Annotated in this window: 17 protein-coding genes and 2 tRNA genes; 3 read left to right on the forward strand and 16 right to left on the reverse strand. The window is 71.8% G+C overall.

Annotated elements, in window-relative coordinates:
- Positions 1 to 238: 238 nt before the first annotated feature.
- A complete protein-coding gene (locus WAB15_RS14850; protein ID WP_407286548.1) occupies positions 239 to 2,194 on the reverse strand; it encodes a protease pro-enzyme activation domain-containing protein in 1,956 nt (651 codons plus the stop codon).
- A 370-nt stretch (positions 2,195 to 2,564) separates the two neighbouring features.
- Positions 2,565 to 2,637: transfer RNA gene (locus tag WAB15_RS14855), tRNA-Ala, on the reverse strand.
- 200 nt (positions 2,638 to 2,837) lie between these two features.
- Here WAB15_RS14855 and WAB15_RS14860 point away from each other — a divergent pair.
- Positions 2,838 to 4,181, forward strand: a complete 1,344-nt coding sequence (locus WAB15_RS14860) for a glycosyltransferase 87 family protein (protein WP_407286549.1) — start codon at positions 2,838 to 2,840, stop codon at positions 4,179 to 4,181.
- 88 nt (positions 4,182 to 4,269) lie between these two features.
- On the opposite strand, the gene WAB15_RS14865 is transcribed toward WAB15_RS14860, so the two are convergent.
- The 9 genes from WAB15_RS14865 to WAB15_RS14905 form a co-directional block, all read right to left on the reverse strand.
- Positions 4,270 to 4,503, reverse strand: coding sequence for a hypothetical protein (locus tag WAB15_RS14865; RefSeq protein WP_030413843.1), 234 nt, complete (start codon positions 4,501 to 4,503; stop codon positions 4,270 to 4,272).
- Between the two features lie 3 nt (positions 4,504 to 4,506).
- Positions 4,507 to 4,755 (reverse strand): hypothetical protein, encoded by a 249-nt coding sequence (locus WAB15_RS14870; RefSeq protein ID WP_407289370.1) that lies wholly within the window; start codon positions 4,753 to 4,755, stop codon positions 4,507 to 4,509.
- A gap of 148 nt (positions 4,756 to 4,903) precedes the next feature.
- Positions 4,904 to 4,976: transfer RNA gene (locus tag WAB15_RS14875), tRNA-Ala, on the reverse strand.
- Between the two features lie 113 nt (positions 4,977 to 5,089).
- Positions 5,090 to 5,743 (reverse strand): histidine phosphatase family protein, encoded by a 654-nt coding sequence (locus WAB15_RS14880; RefSeq protein ID WP_407289225.1) that lies wholly within the window; start codon positions 5,741 to 5,743, stop codon positions 5,090 to 5,092.
- A complete protein-coding gene (gene rsfS / locus WAB15_RS14885) occupies positions 5,740 to 6,174 on the reverse strand; it encodes a ribosome silencing factor (RefSeq protein ID WP_399147735.1) in 435 nt (144 codons plus the stop codon). The genes WAB15_RS14880 and rsfS overlap by 4 nt, the downstream gene beginning before the upstream one ends.
- 247 nt (positions 6,175 to 6,421) lie before the next feature.
- On the reverse strand, positions 6,422 to 8,206 hold the full coding sequence (locus tag WAB15_RS14890; protein WP_407286550.1) for a LytR C-terminal domain-containing protein: 1,785 nt from the start codon (positions 8,204 to 8,206) through the stop codon (positions 6,422 to 6,424).
- Positions 8,207 to 8,230: 24 nt separating this feature from the next.
- A complete protein-coding gene (nadD, locus tag WAB15_RS14895) occupies positions 8,231 to 8,842 on the reverse strand; it encodes a nicotinate-nucleotide adenylyltransferase (protein WP_051006918.1) in 612 nt (203 codons plus the stop codon).
- A gap of 54 nt (positions 8,843 to 8,896) precedes the next feature.
- The gene (locus WAB15_RS14900) at positions 8,897 to 9,058 is read right to left on the reverse strand and encodes a hypothetical protein (RefSeq protein WP_399147733.1); all 162 of its coding nucleotides are present in this window, start codon (positions 9,056 to 9,058) and stop codon (positions 8,897 to 8,899) included.
- A gap of 127 nt (positions 9,059 to 9,185) precedes the next feature.
- Entirely contained in the window at positions 9,186 to 9,335 is a 150-nt protein-coding gene (locus WAB15_RS14905) for a hypothetical protein (RefSeq protein WP_393486909.1), read from the reverse strand.
- A 154-nt stretch (positions 9,336 to 9,489) separates the two neighbouring features.
- On the opposite strand from WAB15_RS14905, the gene WAB15_RS14910 reads away from it, so the two are divergent.
- Positions 9,490 to 10,611, forward strand: a complete 1,122-nt coding sequence (locus WAB15_RS14910; RefSeq protein WP_399147732.1) for a M48 family metallopeptidase — start codon at positions 9,490 to 9,492, stop codon at positions 10,609 to 10,611.
- A 67-nt stretch (positions 10,612 to 10,678) separates the two neighbouring features.
- On the opposite strand, the gene WAB15_RS14915 is transcribed toward WAB15_RS14910, so the two are convergent.
- From WAB15_RS14915 to proB, 5 genes are all read right to left on the reverse strand, one after another.
- The gene (locus WAB15_RS14915) at positions 10,679 to 11,803 is read right to left on the reverse strand and encodes a hypothetical protein (protein WP_407286551.1); all 1,125 of its coding nucleotides are present in this window, start codon (positions 11,801 to 11,803) and stop codon (positions 10,679 to 10,681) included.
- Positions 11,804 to 11,910: 107 nt separating this feature from the next.
- Entirely contained in the window at positions 11,911 to 12,564 is a 654-nt protein-coding gene (locus WAB15_RS14920) for a hypothetical protein (protein WP_407286552.1), read from the reverse strand.
- 116 nt (positions 12,565 to 12,680) lie between these two features.
- Positions 12,681 to 13,949 (reverse strand): glutamate-5-semialdehyde dehydrogenase, encoded by a 1,269-nt coding sequence (locus WAB15_RS14925; RefSeq protein ID WP_399147729.1) that lies wholly within the window; start codon positions 13,947 to 13,949, stop codon positions 12,681 to 12,683.
- Positions 13,950 to 14,021: 72 nt separating this feature from the next.
- Positions 14,022 to 14,519: a hypothetical protein gene (locus tag WAB15_RS14930; RefSeq protein ID WP_407286553.1), complete on the reverse strand. Its 498-nt coding sequence runs from the start codon at positions 14,517 to 14,519 to the stop codon at positions 14,022 to 14,024.
- A 248-nt stretch (positions 14,520 to 14,767) separates the two neighbouring features.
- Entirely contained in the window at positions 14,768 to 15,925 is a 1,158-nt protein-coding gene (proB, locus tag WAB15_RS14935) for a glutamate 5-kinase (RefSeq protein ID WP_399147727.1), read from the reverse strand.
- Between the two features lie 450 nt (positions 15,926 to 16,375).
- Here proB and WAB15_RS14940 point away from each other — a divergent pair, with 450 nt between their 5' ends.
- Positions 16,376 to 18,472, forward strand: a complete 2,097-nt coding sequence (locus WAB15_RS14940; RefSeq protein WP_399147726.1) for a hypothetical protein — start codon at positions 16,376 to 16,378, stop codon at positions 18,470 to 18,472.
- The last annotated feature ends 130 nt before the right edge of the window (positions 18,473 to 18,602 follow it).

Below are 18,602 nucleotides of genomic sequence, written 5' to 3' on the forward strand. Positions count from 1 at the left end.
GCACAGGAGGGGAAGCCGCGCCGATTCCGACGGGGTCTGTCATCCGTCGGTACTGATCAGCGCGGCCCGCTAAGCAGAAGGCGTACGGCACGCATGGCGTCAGGGTACCGCAGGGCGTACGGGGCCCGCGCTGAGGATTACCCCCAGACGAGCCCCGTCCCCCGTTCCCCCTGGCTCCTGCCGCCGCTCCACCGGGGCACGGGCGGTGCGGGGAGGCGGTGCCGTGCCCCGGTGGCCGTCAGGGGCGGTAGGAGCTCACATATCCGGCGCCCGGCGTGCCCACGCCGGTGACGTCGTCGTAGCCGACGCCCGCGTGCAGGGAGCTGTCCTTGCCCAGGCTGCGCAGCGAGGTCGTGGTCCCCTTGGCGTCGTCGGTGCCGTTGACGTAGTCCACCCGGACGACTGCCAGGTCCCGTCCGGCGCCCAGCGGGTGGTCGGTGACGTCGTGGTAGGCGGCGGTGCCGTAGCGCTGGTAGATGGCGGGGTTGGCGAAGCCGATGGCGACGCCGTGCCGGGCCTGCTGCGCCAGCGCCTGGACGCCCGCGATCACCGGCGCGGCCAGGGAGGTGCCGCCGATGCGGTACTCGTCGTAGCCGAGCGAGCCGTCCGGCAGGGTCTGGGTCTGGCCGACCAGGAACCCGGTGTTGGGGTCGGCGACCGCCGCGATGTCCGGGACGGTGCGCATGGCGCCCTCAAGGCCGCCGGAGAGCCCGTCCGGGACGACTCCGCGCTGGTAGAAGGGCTGCGGGACGGTCTTGCTGGTGCCGCCGCCGGCGCCTCCGTTGAAGGTGCCGGGGAAGCCGGCCCAACTACTGCCGTCCTTGGACAGGACCGCCTTCTGGGTGCCCCAGCCGGTCTCCCACTGGTAGGCGTCGTGCTTGCCGACGGCCAGAGAGGTGCCGCCGACGGCGGTCACCCATGCCGAGTTCGCGGGGGTGTCGACCTGCTTGGTGCCGGTGTTGGCGACCTCGTCGCCGTTGTCACCGGAGGAGAAGTAGAAGCCGATGCCCTGTACGGCGCCCTGCTGGAAGATCTGATCGTAGGCGGCGGCCACGTCCGGGGTCTCGTTCGCCTCGATGTCGCCCCAGGAGTTGGAGACGATGTCGGCGAGGTGCCCGTCGACGATCTTGCCGAGCGAGTCGAGCAGATCGTCGTCCATGCAGGAGGCGCCGCCGACGTAGACGATGTCGGAGTCGGGGGCGACCGCGTGCACGGCCTCGACGTCGAGGGTCTCCTCGCCGTACCAGCCGGCCGCACCGCACTCCTCGATGTGCGTGTAGTCCTTGGGCAGCACCTGGGAGATCTGGCCGCTGCGGTAACGGGGGTCGCCGTTGCGGGCGGCGTAACGGGCCGCGTCCTGAGTGATCGACGGCGAGGCGTAGGCGTCGGTGATCGCGACGGTGACGCCCTTGCCGGTCCACTTCTTCGCCCCGTAGGCGGCGCGCAGCTGCCGGCCGGTGTAGCCCTTGATCGCGTACGGCGCCCTGCTGCCGTAGGCGGGCGGCAGCTTCTTGGCGGTCTTCGAGCCGTAGTACGAGGAGAACGGCCCGGAGTTGCGGAAGACACCCTCCGGCGGGGGCAGTTCACCGGAGTGGTGCTTGGCGAGCTTGGGCGCGTTGTCCAGGCCGGTGACGGTCAGCACCGCGCCGGCCAGCGAGGCGGGCGCGGAGGCCGTGATGGACGGCGCGTGGTAAGTGTGCCCGGCCTTGCGGTAGTTGTGCAGGTCGGTGGCGAAGGCGCGCTCGGCGGCGGCCGCGTCGCCCGTGACCGCGAGGTAGCGGTTGGTGGTGCCGGTGACCTTCAGGCCGGACTCTTCCAGCCAGTCGGTCACCTTGGCTATCTGGTCGTGCGTCGCGCCGTAGCGGGCGCGGACCTGGGCCGGGCTCAGATACTTCCCGTACGCGGCGGAGTGCGGGTCGGACACGGCCCTGGCGTAGTCCGCGAGGCCCTCGGCGTCGCGGCCGGCCAGGTAGACGCGGGCGCGGACGGCCGTGGCGGCGGCGGTGGCGCCCTGGTCGGCCTGCCGGGTGGCCCACAGGGGCTTGGTGCCCTGCAGCGCATGCCGGCCGTCGTCGTGGCCCGCGGCGTCGGCGGCGGGCGCGCCGAACGCGAGCGCGCCGGCGACCAGCGGCAGCGTCGCCGCCCAGGCCAGACGGGCGCGGGCACGCGGTGATCTGGTGCGGGTTGATCTCATGTAACCCCCTGTGTGCCGATGCGGTGCGCCGTGGGGTGGCTGCGCCGGTGCGGCGGTGCGGCACCTCACGAGCGGTGAATGCGCGGGATGTGGTGCTCACGCGGTTCGCCACTCTTTCGGTGAACCGTTCATGTCAGGGGCATGCGATCACCAAGAAGCGCCCAAGGAACGACAAGGACCGGTCACGAGAAGGGTATGGAGCAGGCGCTCAACTGGGCCCAGAGGGCGGGATGGTGACCGGATATCAGCGACGCCCCGTCGGGCTCCGCTTTTGCGGGCCCCGGCACCGTCCGCCCAAGAGGCCGGCGCCACGATCCCCATACGCACAACAGAGCAGGCCGTCCGCGATGGACGACCTGCTCTGTATTTGTGGAGCTAAGGAGAATTGAACTCCTGACCTCCTGCATGCCATGCAGGCGCTCTACCAACTGAGCTATAGCCCCAGGTCTTGTCTCCGCCCGGTTCCCCGCTGCGGCATCGCCTACATTACACGGACCTCCCCGCCTTCTGCCAAATCGCCCACCCGGCACCCGGCGCCCCTGGACGAGGCCCTTCGGGCCGTAGCGCCCTCGGGGGCCCTTCGGCGGGACGCGCGGTACTGTCGGCTATACGTGCCCGATTCGTCCTGGGGGAGCCGTACGCCGTGACCGCGCTGGAGCTGGAACAGTCCACCGACCCCGGCGGCCCGGCCACCGACAGGGGCGTCATACGCCGGCACCCGACCCTCGCGGCGGCCCTCGCCTGCCTGGTCTCGTTCGCCGCCTTCTGGATCGCGCAGCGCCTCGCGCATGTGACGATGATCGACCTGATGGTCTACCGGGCCGAGGGGGACACCGTCCGCGCCGGCGGCTCCCTCTACGACATGGTGGCGACCTCGGCGCGGCTGCCCAACACCTACCCGCCCTTCGCGGCGCTGCTGTTCACCCCGCTCACGCTCCTCGGCGTCCCGGAGATGCGCACCCTCGCCACCGCCGGCAACCTCCTGCTGCTCGTCGCCGTCGTCCACCTCTCGCTGCGGCTGGCCGGCCGGCCCCGGCACCTCCCCCGGCCCGCCGCCACCCTGGCCGTCTCCGCGCTGCTGGTGTGGTGCGAGCCGGTGTGGACGACGCTGCGCTACGGGCAGATCAACCTCCTGCTCGCCGCGCTAGTCCTGTGGGACCTGACCCGCAAGGACACCAACCGGCTCGCGGGCGTCGGCATCGGTATCGCGGCCGGCATCAAGCTGACGCCGGCGCTGTTCGCGGTGGCCCTCGCGCTGGCCGGCGTCATAAGGGCCGCCCAGCTGCTCCGCTCCGGGGCGGGCGCGCGCGCCGCCTGGAACCCCTGGCTGCGGCAGGCCGCCGTGGCCACCGCCACGTTCCTCGCCACCGCCGTCCTGTCGGCCCTGGCGCTGCCGCGCGACGCACACCGCTTCTGGACCGAGATCGTCTTCGCGGCCGACCGGGTCGGTGAGGTGGAGATCACCGCGAACCAGTCGCTGCGCGGCGCCCTCGCCCGGCTGCTGCACACCCACGACCCCGGCGCCTCCTGGATCGTTCTCGCGGGCCTGACCGCGGTCCTGGGCCTGGCACTGGCGGCCGGCTCGCTGCTGCGCGGGGAGCGCGCCTGGGCGGCCGCGGCCTGCGCGGCGACCGCCCTCCTGGTCAGTCCGATCTCCTGGTCCCACCACTGGGTGTGGTGCGTACCGGTGCTGATCCTGTGCGGCTCCGAGGCACTGCACCGTACGGGCGCCGCCGCCCGCCGCTGGTGGACGGCGGCGATCGCACTGGGCCTGCTGTTCGGCTCGTTCGCCCTGTGGTGGGTGCCACACCGCTGGAACCACCATCAGGAACTGCACCAGAACGGCGTCCAGATGCTGCTCTCCGGTGTCTATCCGATCGCCGGACTGGCCGTACTGGCGCTGGCCGGTGCGCGGCTGTGGCGGTCCGGTGGGCGGACGCGGCGCCGCGGCGGGGCCGGACCGGCCGAGGCCGCCGACGGCGTCTGAGCCGCTCGTCCCCGGCGAACCGCCCCGCGGTGCTGCGGAATTGGGCCGGGGCCGGGGCCGGTCACGGTCGGCGGGCGCGCGGCCGCGCTCAGGCCGTCGCGAACGAATAGAACCGCTTCAGCGTGCAGTGCTCGTCCAGCAGCCGGCCGTAGATCGGCTCCCCGTCGAGCTCCCGGTAGGTCTCGATCGGATCGCCCTTTATGACCAGGGCGCGGGCGCATTCCTCGCACCAGTACTGGTAGTCGGTGTTGACGGGTTCCATGTCGCGGACGATCGGCGTACCGCTGCCGCACCAGTCACATTTCCTGCTGTGGGCGCCCATCCATCAGCTCCAACTGTGGCCGCAGGCCGTGCAGACGAAGGAAATGCCTCCGTTGTCACCCAGCACCTGCGCCACATGGGACGAGCCGCACGAAGGGCACTGCAGGGCGGAACCGGCTCTCGCGCCGCACACGGACGCCGGACCGTCGACGGGGCAGGTGAAGCGGAGCGCGTATTCCGGCAGCCAGTCATAGCCCTGCGCCTCGGCCACTTCGAGCAGGTCGTTGACCTCCTCGAGGATGCTCGTGGGCATCGCGATCTCTCCTCCCCTGCCGGCGCCGTCCGATTCTGCCACGGACCGCCGACCGGGTCAGGCCCGACTTCACGTCACGCCGGCGCGGACGGCGGCCCGTACAAAGCGAAGATCCCGCCTCCTGAGGGAGACGGGATCATCCGGCTTGTGGAGCTAAGGAGAATTGAACTCCTGACCTCCTGCATGCCATGCAGGCGCTCTACCAACTGAGCTATAGCCCCGGGTCTTGCTCCGCTCCTCCGGGATTCCCCCGGCGGCGCCGCGAACAAGATGAACTTTAGCCTGCGACCTGCCCAGATGTGAAATCCGGTCGGCCGGGGCCGCTCCGCCGGGCTCAGTCGTCGTCGCCGAGCACCGGTTCCGGCAGGGTGCCGGCGTTGTGCTCCAACAGGCGCCAGCCGCGCGCGCCCTCGCCCAGCACGGACCAGCAGCAGTTCGACAGACCGCCCAGGCCCTCCCAGTGGTGGGCGTCCAGGCCGAGCAGGCGCCCGATGGTCGTGCGGATCGTGCCGCCGTGGCTGACGACGACCAGGGTGCCGTTCTCGGGCAGCTTCCCGGCGTGGTTGAGCACGACGGGGGCGGCCCGGTCGGCGACCTCGGTCTCCAGTTCGCCGCCGCCGCGCCGCACCGGCTCACCGCGCTTCCAGGCGGTGTACTGCTCGCCGTACTGCGCGAGGATCTCGTCGTGCGTCAGCCCCTGCCAGGCGCCCGCGTAGGTCTCCCGCAGGGCGGCGTCATGCGTCACCTCAAGGCGGGTCAGGGCGGCCAGCTCGTTCGCCGTGGCCGCGGCCCGCTGGAGGTCGGAGGCGACGATGGCGTGCGGCCTGAGCGCGGCGAGCAGCCGGGCCGCGCGCCGCGCCTGGGCACGGCCCGCCTCGGTCAGCTCGATGTCCGTCGAGCCCTGGAAGCGGCGCTCCAGATTCCAGGCCGTCTGGCCGTGGCGCCACAGGACGATGCGGCGGCCGGGCGCCCTCTTCGTGCCGTTCAGAGCAGCTCTCCGTCCTGCTGGCCGGCCGTGGCCTCGGCGTGCGCCGCGGCCTTGCCCCGGGTGGCCTTGGCCTCCTCGGGCAGGTCGATCTCGGGGCAGTCCTTCCACAGCCGCTCGAGCGCGTAGAACACGCGCTCCTCGCTGTGCTGGATGTGCACGACGATGTCGACGTAGTCGAGCAGCACCCAGCGGGCCTCGCGGTCGCCTTCGCGGCGGACCGGCTTGGCGCCGAGCTCCTTGTTCAGGCGCTCCTCGATCTCGTCGACGATCGACTTGACCTGGCGGTCGCTGGGCGCCGAGGCCAGCAGGAAGGCGTCGGTGATCGAGAGGACGTCACTGACGTCGTAGGCGATGATGTCGTGCGCGAGCTTGTCGGCGGCGGCCTGGGCGGCGGCGTTGATGAGCTCGATGGAACGGTCCGTGGCGGTCACAAGGGGCTTTCCGGGTCGAGGGCGGCGTCTCCGGCGGGGGCAGGGAGCGGAGCGCTCGGCTGAGCCACGGCGCGGGCCGCGGTCCCCATGGCAACCGGATCAGCGGTCAGGTACCCCTCAAGGGTCTCACGGACCACCGACACCCCCGTCAGAGTTTTCGAACCCGCCGGCCGGGTTCGCCGTTCTGGCTGGTCAGGGCCTCGGCGGGGGACGCCCGGCCCCACTGTGGGGCCGGGCGTCCCGCTCGTCAGCCCCTGTAGTCCTGCCCCAGCACCACGGCGATGTCGACGTTCGAGGCGACCTTGCCCTGCCTGACCGCGCTCGCCGGCAGCCCCAGCGTCTTGGCGACCTCGGCGGCCTTCGCCTTCTGGTCGGCGTCGCCGTAGGTGACCTGGGAGGCGGCCCGGGCCACACCGTCGGTGCCGTCGTCGACGAAGCCGTAGCCGCCGTTGAGCAGTGCGACCTGTGCCTTGCCGGCGGCGGCCTTGTTGCCGGTGGCGTTGCGGACCCCCACCCGGGCGGTCGCGTCGGGGGCGGCCTTCTTGACCGTGCCGCCGAGCACGTCCTTGACCACACTGGCCGCGGTGGCCGGGCTGAGCGTGCCGTTCGCCTGTACGGGCAGCAGGGTCGTGCGGTACGCGCCGGTCTTCGCCAGCTCCGCCCGCTGCGCCAGCGAACTGCCCAGCTGGGCCTCGGTGAGCGGCGGGTCGAGCACCTGCAGCAGCGCCTTGACGGTGGCGGTGGCGCCGTCGGCGTCGCTGGAGACCTTCTTCAGGGTCGCCTGCATGACCTGCCCGAACCGCTGGAGCTGCTTGATCTGGGTCTCGCCCGGCGCCTGGTAGGTGGCGTAGGCGACGGCCGCCTGGCCGTTGAGGTCCCGGCCGCTGCCCTGCTTGACCACCGGGGAGGCGCCCTTCTTGGCGCCGGGGACGGTGGCGTTGGTGTCGAGGGTGATCCCGCCGACCGTCTCGACGAGGTTCTCCAGGTACGGGGTGTCCAGCCGCCAGGTGGCCTTCAGGTCGGCGCCCAGGAGGCTGTTGAGGGAGTCCCTGGTCGGCTCGGAGCCGTCGTCCTTGACGGACCTGCCGAGCGTCGTGGCGCTGCCGTCGTCCTTGGGGACCACGAGGGTGTTGGGCAGCAGGACGGTGGTGCCCTTGTGGGTGGTCTCGTTGTCGACGAGCAGGGCCGTGGAGCTCCTGCCGGACTGGGTGTCCCGCAGATGCACCACGAGCACGTCGCGCTTCTGGCCGCCGGCCTCGGCCGCCTTGCCGGTGTCCGGCCCGGACAGGCCCGGCAGCTTGCCCGCCCACCACAGATAGCCGGCGCCGCCGGCGAGCAGCAGGACCAGCACGACGGACAGCGCGACGAGTCGGCTGCGTCCGCGCCGCTTGGCCTCCTCGCGCCGTTCGGTGCGGCTCTCGGTGAACTTCAGCCAGTCGATGACGTCTTCGGAGTCCTCGTCCGGCTCCTCGATGAAGTCGAACTGCTCGGTGTGGTAATCCGGGTCGGCCGAGGACGGGCCCCGGGAGCCGCCCGCCGCGGCCGGCTCCTCGCGGCCCTGCGGGGCGCGGCGCTGGGCCGGCGGCCGCGGCGGCTCGTCCTGGGAGAGCTGCTCGTAGGGCGAGGGCGGGGTCTGCTGCGGGATCCACTCCTGCTGCTGTTGCTGTTGTTGCTGCTGCTGCGGCTGGCCGTACGGGTCGTACTGCTGGGGGTAGCCGGGTTGCGCCTGCACCTGCCGGCCGCCGTACGGGTCGTAGCCGTACTCCGGCTGGGCCGTCTGCTCCTGGTAGGGCTGCTGGCCCTGGTGCCCCTGTTGCGCACCGTAGGGGTCATAGCCCTCGTAGGCCGGCGGCGCGGGCTGCTGCTGCCCGTACGGGTCGTAGGCCTGCTCGTACGACTGCTGTGCGGCGTCGCGGTAGACCGGCTGCCCGTAGGCGTCGTAGGTGTAGCCCGGCTGCCCCTGCTGGTCGCGGGCATACGGGTCATGGGCATACGGGTCCTGCGGCCCGTACGGATCTGGTCGGTCGCTCACCGGTGCCCCTTTCCGTCAGCCCCGTCAGCGGTCGTTGCGGTACAGCTGTTTTTTGTCGATGTAGCGCACCACACCGTCCGGCACCAGGTACCAGACCGGATCCCCCTGGGCTACGCGCGCCCGGCAGTCGGTCGAGGAGATGGCCAGCGCGGGCACCTCGACCAAGGACACCGCTCCCTCGGGCAGCCCGGGGTCCGCGAGGACGTGGCCGGGCCTGGTCACCCCGATGAAGTGGGCGAGTGAGACCAGCTCCGCGGCATCGTGCCAGGTGAGGATCTGGCTGAGCGCGTCGGCGCCGGTGATGAAGAACAGATCCGCGTCGCGGTGCTCGGCTCGCAGATCACGCAGCGTGTCTATCGTGTACGTCTTGCCGCCGCGGTCGATGTCGATACGGCTGACGGAGAACTGCGGGTTCGAGGCGGTCGCGATGACCGTCATCAGATAGCGGTCCTCGGCCGGGGAAACCGTCTTGTGGCTCTTCTGCCACGGCTGCCCCGTGGGCACGAAGATGACCTCGTCGAGGTGGAACTGGCTGGCCACCTCGCTGGCGGCGACCAGGTGTCCGTGATGGATCGGGTCGAACGTGCCGCCCATCACTCCGAGTCGCCGCTTCACGGGCCCTGTGTGCTCTCCCATGCGTGCAGACCCTACTGGGCGGCGCGCGATGCCGGGGGCCGGGTGCCGTCGACTCTAGCGGTCCCGGTTGAAGCGGGTGGTGATCCAGAGCAGGAGAAGCAGGATAAACAGGGCGCCGCCGCCGGTCACGTAGGGGCTGAGGCTGGCGTGACCGCCACCCGCGTGCTCGCCTTCGGCGAGGGAGACCAGGGACTGTGCGGTGGTGTGCAGGCTCATCGTCGGCAGGACCAATCCGGGCTGGGGGTCGGGCGGAGACTTCCACCACATCGTAAGCGGCGGCTCACCGCGAGCTCACGGCGACTCCGCCCGGACACCTCCGAAGGGGCCCGGGGGACCGGTGGGGTCAGTCCTGGCCGTAGCCGCGCAGCAGGAACCAGGCGAGCAGAACGGCGCCGATCACGCCGGCGATGATCACGGTGCGCAGGATCCACCCGGGGCCGACGTCGTGGGCGGTCTCCTGGGCGGCGGCGAGCAGCACGCTCGGATGCGGCATGACGATGCGCTCCCTCGGGTACCGGCCCGTGGGGTTGTTTGTCCGGGCCTGTGCGGTCAGTGGTGCGATCGTCAGCGTACGCCCGAGCATCCAATCCGTTGTCGGTGGCGTCCTCTAGTCTGAAACACACGCAGTCGAACAGGGGGAGGCCCCAATGACGGAGAGCCCAGGCGGCAGCGAGAACGTACCGAGCCGGGACCGGCGGCGATTCCCCGGAATCTCCTCCCGGTCGTACGAGCACCCGGCGGACCGTTCGGCGCTGGTCGCGCTGCGCAAGCTGAGCGGGTTCGACACCGTCTTCAAGACGCTCAGCGGTCTGCTGCCGGAGCGCAGCCTCCGGCTGCTGTTCCTGTCGGACTCGGTCCGCGTCGGCGACCAGCAGTTCACGCACCTCAACGACATGCTGCGCGACGCCTGCTACATCCTGGACCTGGAGAAGGTCCCGCCGATGTACGTCAATCAGGACCCGCAGCCCAACGCCATGTGCATCGGCCTCGACGAGCCGATCATCGTGGTGACCACCGGTCTTGTCGAGCTGCTAGACGAGGAGGAGATGCGGGCGGTCATCGGCCACGAGGTCGGCCACGCGCTGTCCGGGCACGCCGTTTACCGCACGATCCTGTTGTTCCTGACGAATCTGGCGATGAAGGTCGCCTGGATCCCGCTGGGCAACGTCGCGATCATGGCGATCGTGACGGCGCTGCGCGAGTGGTTCCGCAAGTCGGAGCTGTCCGCGGACCGCGCCGGCCTGCTGGTCGGACAGGATCTGCAGGCCTCGATGCGCGGCCTGATGAAGCTGGCGGGCGGCAATCATCTGCACGAGATGAACGTGGACGCCTTCCTCAAGCAGGCCGACGAGTACGAGTCCGGCGGCGATCTGCGCGACTCCGTGCTGAAGATCCTCAACCTGCTGCCGCGCAGCCACCCGTTCACGACCGTGCGGGCGGCCGAGCTCAAGAAGTGGGCGGCCAGCCGCGACTACCAGCGGATCATGGACGGCCACTACCCCCGTCGGGACGAGGACAAGGACACCTCCGTCTCCGACTCCTTCCGGGACTCCGCGGCGCACTACGCCGATTCGGTGCGCAACAGCAAGGACCCGCTGATGGGCCTGGTCCGCGATATCGCGGGCGGTGCGGGCGATTTGGGCGGCAAGCTGCGGGACACGGTCTTCCGCGGCGGCCAGCGTCCCGGCACCTCGGGCGGCGCCAACGGCTCCGGTGGCCCGGGCGGTACCAACGGCTCCGGTGGTGCGGGCGGCTCGGAGGACTCCTGAGGGACCGCCGACACACGAGCCGGCGGCCCGGAGGCCAAACGGCCCACCGGGCCTGCCGGCGGATCGGCTAGCGGATCGGATGGCTCGGCTTCGGCTGGGCGGAGGGCGCCAGCTCACCGCAGAGCGAGGGGTTGGCCCGGTCCCTGGCATAGGGGTCGGTGCCCGCGGGCCGGTCATGGCCGGCGTGCTGTCCCGCGAACAGCGGGCGCAGCGCGTCGGCCGGCTGCGAGGAGCAGGCCAGCGGCCCGGCCTGCAGACTGCTCTGCAGCAGCTCCAGGCGGTGGTCGGCCAGGTCCTCGCGCCCGACCCGGAAGTGCATCTCCCGCCGTACGGTGACCAGCGAGGCGGCGCCCGGGGTGGCCTTGCCGGCCTGCGCTCCGGCCGGCTTCTGCGGTGCGCCGGGGGCGGGCCGCACGGCGTAGACGAAGGTGTAGTCGGCGGTGACGACGAGCGCGTCCGGGCTCAACTCCGAGGCGGAGAGCGTGCCGTTGACCCGGATGTCCCGGTCGGCGAGCCGGGCGAGGTCGGGGTCGAAGCGGACCAGCCAACCGGTCGCCGCGTAGCGGCCGTTGTCGTCGGGGTGCGCCAGGCTCCGGTCGAACTGGTCGAGTTGCCCGGTGTCGAGCAGCAGCCGCACCGGACGCACGGAGCCGCCGGTGAGGGTGGCCGGGTCCAGCGACGACTGGACGATGTAGTCCTTCGCGATGGTCAGGGCCGAGATGATCTGGCCGTCGGAGAAGTGCTCGGTGCGGGCGACGGGGGGAAGGTTCACGCCCGCGGCGCCGATCTTGTAGTCGGCCGCGGGGCTGTGCGCGAAGAGGTCCTGGGGTGTCGCGCCCGGTACCTCCCCGCTCGGCGCGAGCGGCACGACGGAGGAGCGCAGCGGCTGCACCCGGGACTGCTCCGGGGTCTTGTAGGGATGCCGGATGCCCATGTAGACGGCGGTGCCGAAGGCGAGCACGATCAGCAGCACCAGCAGGATGGCCTGCCGCGAGCCGCCCAGCCGCATCCAGGCATGCCGGGTCTTCACGGCCGGTGAATGATGCTCACCCAGCCGCTCGTCCGCGGAGAACTCCTGCAGTCGGGCAGCCCGCACGAACGATTCGTCGAAGACGACGGATCGATATTCGTCCTCACCGCCTCCCGAGGCGCCGTTGGGCGTCCCTTCGGGAGGGTCACCAGGCCCGGTCATACAACAAGGGTAGGTCTGCCGGGGCGAAGGTAAACGCCGGGGCGCCGGGCAACTTCAGCGGAAGATTCCGTTTCGCGGACCGATATCGCGGGCAGGGTGCTTCGCCGTCACTGCGGCCTGGGCACCGCGGAGAACGACGGGCGCACCGACCCGGCGGTCGGCAGCGACGGCAGGCCCGGCCGCGCCGTACGGACGCTGTCCGCGCCGCTGGTGGCCGGGAGGTCCCTCCCGCTGGTCGTGGGCGTCGGAGCCGGGCTCTGGTTCCGTCCGGAGGCGCCCCGGTAGACGGCGCTGAAGGCCAGTGCGACGAGTCCGATGCCCATCACGACGGCCAGCACCCAGGCGACCGGGCGGTGCCAGCGGGCGCTGCCCCTGTAGGGGCGCAGCGACCCCCCGTAGGGGCCGTAGGGGTGGTACTCGCCGTAGGCGCCGTCGTCCTCGTACTCGTCGCCGTACGCGTCGTAGTCGTCGGTCCCCGGGCCGCGGCGGCTTCGTCGGCCGCGGGCCGCGGCTTCGCCCGGATCGTCGCCGTCGGGGCCGAAGCCGGCTCCCGAACGGGCCGCCTCGGCCTCCGCGCGCGCCTCCGCGGCGGCCAGCATGCGCTCGACCGCAGAGGGCTCGTGGATCTGTGCGGACCGGACGAATTCCTCGTCGAAGACCACGGAAGCGAATTCCTCATCCGCTCTTCCGTGGCTCCCGTGATGGTGCTCGTCGGGCTCTTCGCCGTCCGGGAACGGCTTGCCCCCCACGTCGTCCGGCACCCGTCCAGGTTAGCCCCCGGGCCGTCGGTTTGGGCAGGGATCCGGCAGGGAGAACCACCAACCGGAACACCGCAACTCACGACGGCTCCGCCCCGGTCCACCCCGACGCACCAGCCCTAACGGGTGTGCCCGTCGCCCGTGACGATGTACTTCGTGGACGTCAGCTCCGGCAGACCCATGGGGCCGCGGGCGTGCAGCTTCTGGGTCGAGATCCCGATCTCCGCGCCGAAGCCGAACTGCCCGCCGTCGGTGAAGCGGGTGGAGGCGTTGACCGCGACGGTGGTGGAATCCACCAACTGGGTGAACCGCCGGGCGGCGGCCTGCGAGGTGGTGACGATGGCCTCGGTGTGCCCGGAGGTCCAGCGCCGGATGTGCGCCACCGCCGCGTCCAGGTCGGGCACCACGGCGGCCGCGATGTCGTAGGAGAGGTACTCCGTCGCCCAGTCCTCGTCCGTGGCGGGGGCGACCAGCCCGGGGCCGGCCTGCTGCCAGGCGGCGTCGCCGTGCACGATCACGCCGGCCTTGGTCAGCGCCTCCAGGGCTCGCGGCAGGAACTTCTCGGCGATCCCGGCGTGCACCAGCACCGTCTCCGCGGCGTTGCAGACGCTGGGCCGCTGGGCCTTGGAGTTGATCAGGATGTCGATCGCCATGTCGATGTCGGCGGCCTCGTCGACGTAGACATGGCAGTTGCCGGTGCCGGTCTCGATCACCGGGACGGTGGACTCCTCGACGACCGTACGGATCAGCGAGGCGCCACCGCGCGGGATCAGCACGTCGACCAGGCCGCGCGCGCGCATCAGCTCCCGCACCGAATCGCGGCTCTCCCCCGGCACCAGTTGCACCGCGTCGGCGGGCAGCCCGGCGCTCTGCACGGCGTCGCGCAGCACGTCCACCAGGGCGCTGTTGGAGGCGTAGGCGGAGGACGAGCCGCGCAGCAGGACGGCGTTGCCGGACTTCAGGCACAGCGCCGCGGCGTCGACCGTCACATTGGGCCGCGCCTCGTAGATGATCCCGATCACTCCGAGCGGGACCCGGACCTGGCGCAGGTCGAGACCGTTGGGCAGGGTCGAGCCGCGCACCACCTCGCCCACCGGGTCGGGCAGCGCCACGACCTGGCGGACGTCGGCGGCGATGGCCGCGATCCGCTCCGGGGTGAGGGTGAGCCGGTCCACGATCGACTCGGCGGTGCCCGCCTCCCGGGCCTTGGCGACGTCCTGGGCGTTGGCGGCGACGATCTGGTCGGTCCGCTCCACCAGGGCGTCGGCGACGGCGAGCAGGGCGGCATCGCGGGCCGTACGCGGCAGCGGCGCCAGGACGGCGGCCGCCTCCCGCGCGCGGCGGGCGGTCTCGAGGACGGGGGAGCTCTGCGATGCGCTGCTGGTCATGGTCGAAAGCCTAGCGGGCGGCCGGGCCGCCGCCCGGGGGCATCTCACAGCGCGGGACGGCCCGCCCGGTGGTCAGAAGGGGTGGACGCCGACCGGTGAGGCGGGCGGCAGGCCGTAGCCCTCGGCGATGCGCTGGTGGTAGGTCTCGCGGTCGATGACCTCCAGGCCGACGATCTCCCACGGCGGCAGCTTGGCGGTCGAACGGTGCTCGCCCCACAGGCGCAGTGCGACCGCCGCGGCGTCGTGCAGATCACGGGCCTCCTCCCAGTAGCGGATCTCGGCGTGATCGTTGGCGTAGCGGCTGGTCAGCAGGAAGGGATGGTCGTGGGCGAGCTGTTCCAGGCCCCGCCGGACCTCCTTGAGCGGGGCCTCGGCGCCCGAGACGCTGAGGGTGATGTGCCACAGGCGGGAGGCCTCGCGGCGCTCGCCCTCCGGGGCGGGCCGCGCCGTCCGCTTCCGCTCCGCCCGCTCGTCGCCGACCGACCGGTCGCCGACCTCGCCGGTTTCGACGCTGGTCAGCGTCCGCTCCGCCGTCCCTCGGGGCAGTGCCCCCGGGCGCCCTCGTCTCACCGGCGGCCTCCTGTGATGCGAATCGCTCCGCCCTCGGGGGTGCGGAGCCGATTGGTGCGGTCGTACTTCGGCGTGTGCGCTTGCGCTCTGCGGGCGCCGGTCCCCCGCGGCGCCCACAACAAAGTTGACCAGCCCGCGGGCCGTCGCGGGGGCTTTTTCACCAAGGTCTCCGCGGAAAGGCCGGTCCGCGCTCCGCTTAGGGGCGGTGTTCCTCCCCCCGCGTCCGCCGTCGGACCGGCCGGGCGTCGTCAGTGGTGCAGCAGCACCAGATCGTCGCGGTGCACGACCTCCCGCTCATAGGCGGCGCCCAGCTCACGGGCGAGATCGCGGGTCGAACGTCCCATCAAACGGGGGATTTCCCTGGCGTCGAAATTGACGAGCCCGCGGGCCACCGCCCGGCCCTCGCCGTCGCGCAGCTCGACCGGGTCGCCGGCGGAGAACTCGCCCTCCACGGACGCGATTCCGGCCGGTAGCAGCGAGGAGTGCCGCTCGACGACGGCCCGCACCGCCCCGTCGTCGAGGACGAGGGCTCCGCGCGGTGTGGAGGCGTGCGCGAGCCACAGCAGCCGGTTGGCGGAGCGCCGGCCGGTGCGCAGGAAGTGGGTGCCGGTCTGGCCGCCGGCCAGCGCGTCCGCGGCGTGCACGGCGGAGGTCAGGACCACCGGGATGCCGGCCGCGGCCGCGATCCGGGCCGCCTCGACCTTGGTGACCATCCCGCCCGTGCCGACGCCGGCCTTGCCCGCGCTGCCGATGGAGATGCCCTCCAGGTCCTTGGGCCCGCGCACCTCCGCTATCCGTGACGTACCGGGGGTGGACGGATCGCCGTCGTAGAGGCCGTCCACGTCGGAGAGCAGGATCAGCAGGTCGGCGCGGACGAGGTGGGCGACCAGCGCGGCCAGCCGGTCGTTGTCGCCGAAGCGGATCTCGTCGGTGGCGACCGTGTCGTTCTCGTTGACGATCGGTACGGCGCCCATGGCCAGCAGCTGGTCCAGGGTCCGGTAGGCGTTGCGGTAGTGGGCCCGGCGGCTGGTGTCGTCCGAGGTCAGCAGGACCTGCCCGACGCGGCGACCGTAGCGGGCGAAGGACGCCGTGTAGCGGGCGACCAGCAGGCCCTGGCCGACGCTGGCGGCGGCCTGCTGGCGGGCCAGGTCGCGGGGCCGCCGGTCGAGACCCAGGGGGGCCAGGCCGGCCGCGATGGCACCGGAGGAGACCAGCACGATCTCCTTGTCCTGATGCTTGGCCAGGACGTCCACCAGCGCGTCCACGCGGTCCGCGTCCAGTCCCCCGGCGGCCGTGGTCAGCGACGACGAGCCGACCTTCACCACGATCCGGCGGGCGTCCGCCACGCCGTCGCGCCGGCCACCGCCCCCCTCGACCGTGGCCTTTCGGGCCGCCCCTTCGTCCATGCTCGCGCCTGCCACCCTGCGTACCCCTGTGCTTGCTGATACCGCCGCCGTACGGGTACTCCTGAACGGTGCCCGCGCGACGTCCCTACGGGCGCAATCTACGGCAGTAGGGCCCGCGGGCGCGTGCCGATATCGCCTGGCGGACGTCCCGCGAGACGGCCGGCCGGACTCCACCGCGGCTCCGGTGAGGGCACACGGGACCGCACGGCCCCCTGTGTGCCCCACCCCACAGTGTTTTTTCTAAGACGGACGCCGAGGCCAAGAGGTTGCGTTCGATTGGTCCGCTTTCGCGGTGATGAGAGCCACAGCAGATTGTCACCAAGGCCAACGAGGTCATACGGTCGGGTGTCCATCGGTCCCGTTTCGCCGCTCCGGCGGCGTCGCAGCGCGGGACCCGGCCGCCCCCCTCGGCCTCCCCCCTGACCTTCTTGCTGCCAGGAGCCCTCCCCCGTGCCTTCCGCCGGAATCGTTCCCCGCCGAGCCGTACAGCTCGCGGCCCTCTTCGTGATGATGGTCGCGTTCATCGCCCAGCTGGTCGGTGCGCTGCTGCCCATCGTCCCGCTGTTCATCGTCGCGTCCGTGATCAACCTGGGTCTGGACCTGGTCCTCCAGCACAAGCAGCCCGGCCTGCTCGCCGTACTGGGCCGGATCCGGTTCGACGTCACGGTGCGCCAGTTGTTGCGCGACATGCTGATACTGGTCGGCCTGCTGCACATCGACGGCATCAACCCCCTGGAGGAGCAGGCGCCGCTCACCATCACGCTGCTGCTCTTCTACGGCACCCACTTCGTGTGCCAGGCCGTCGCGGTGCTGGTCCGCAGGACCCGCAGCCTGCCGTTCGTGACCCGCAACATCGACGCGAGCGCGCTGCGGCTGTGCGACGCCCCGCCGCGGATCCTCTCCCGCCAGACGGGCCGGCGGCTGCTGCGCTTCTCGGTGCCCACCACGGTCGGCATGATGCTCACCGCCATCACCACGGACGCCTACTGGGGCGGCATCGGCCTGGCCGTCTCCCTGGCGCTGTCCGCCGGCGGCACGCTCTACCTGGGCACCTGGCTGCTGCCCAAGAAGCGGGTGGCCGGTGAGCGGCAGGCGCTGGAGTGGCTGGACAACTGGCTGGCCGAGTACCGGCCGACGGTCGGCATGTACTTCTCCGGCGGTTCCTCCTCCGCCTACCAGGCCAACATGTGGCTGAGCACGCTGGCCGCCCTGGACGGCAACCCGATCATCGTGCTCCGCGAGCGCTTCATGGTGCAGAAGATCGACGCCACGGACGTCCCGATCGTGTGCATCCCCAAGGTCGCCAACCTGATGCGCCTGGAGCACTCCACGCTCAAGATGCTGCTGCACCCCGCGAACTCCGGCAAGACCTCGCAGATCCTGCGCATCCCGTCCATCAAGCACGCCTTCACCAACCACGGCGAGAGCGACAAGCTCTCCTCCTGCAACCCGTACGCGAAGGCGTACGACGAGGTGTGGGTGGCGGGCCCGGCGGCCCGCGACCGCTACCAGCTCGCCGACATCGGCGTCGAGGACAAGGACGTCATCGAGGTCGGCCGCCCGCAGCTGGCGCCGATCCGGCCGATCCAGCGACACGACGGTGCCCCGGCCGGCCGGCCGACCACCGTGCTGTACGCCCCGACCTGGGAGGGCTGGGACGGCAACCCGGGCAACACCTCGGTGATCCTGGCCGGCGAGAACATCGTCCGCGAGCTGCTCGCCGACGACAACGTGCGGCTGCTGTACAAGCCGCACCCGATGACCGGTTCGGTGGACCCGCGCGCGGGCGCCGCCGACGTCCGGATCCAGGCGATGATCGAGGAGGCCAACGGCCGGCGCAGCGGCGCCCTGCCCGGCCCCGAGGCCGCCGCCGAGCTGGCCCGCCGTACCGACGAGCTGAACGCGCTCACCACCTCGGCGTTCCGCAAGAGCGCGGACGAGCTGGAGCGGATGCGGCTGCAGGGCACCCCCGAGGAGGGCCGCGCGGCCGCCGTGGAGGCCGCGCGCGCCGCCTGGGAGGAGGCGTACTGGAACTCCTTCCCCGAGTGGGAGCACCGCATCATCACCACCGCCCGCCCCGGCATCTTCGACTGCTTCAACCAGGCGGACGTGCTGATCAGCGATGTCTCCAGCGTCGTCTCCGACTACCTGACCAGCGAGAAGCCGTACGCGGTCGCCAACACCTCGGGCATGAGCGAGGCCGACTTCCGGGCGAACTTCCCGACCGTTCGGGCGGCCACGATCCTCACCCCCGAGGCGGACGAGGTGCAGGCCCTGCTCGCCGCGGTCCGCAACCCGGAGCTGGACACCCTCGCCGCGGAGCGTGCCGAGCTCAAGGAGCACCTGCTGGGCCCGTCGGACCCGCCGTCCGCGGTCCGCTTCAACCAGGCCGCGCAGGATCTGTGCGCGAAGGCCGACGAACGCCGCATCCGGATGGAGAGCCGGCTGTCCGGGATCCCCGGGCAGCGCTCGCAGGAGGACGTGGACGCCTCCGAGACGGCCGAACGCGAGGCCAGTGGCGCCTCGGACGCCGCCGCGGCCGTCTAGGCCTCAGAGCGCCGCCTGCGGCCTCGGACACCGGCCGAAGAGCAAGAGGCGGGCCCCGGGAGGATTCCTCCCGGGGCCCGCCTCTTGCTCTTCGGCCGGTGCTCGGTAGCGCGGCGCCGAGCCGGCTTCG

It is taken from the genome of Streptomyces sirii, assembly GCF_045690365.1.
Lineage (GTDB): Bacteria > Actinomycetota > Actinomycetes > Streptomycetales > Streptomycetaceae > Streptomyces > Streptomyces sirii.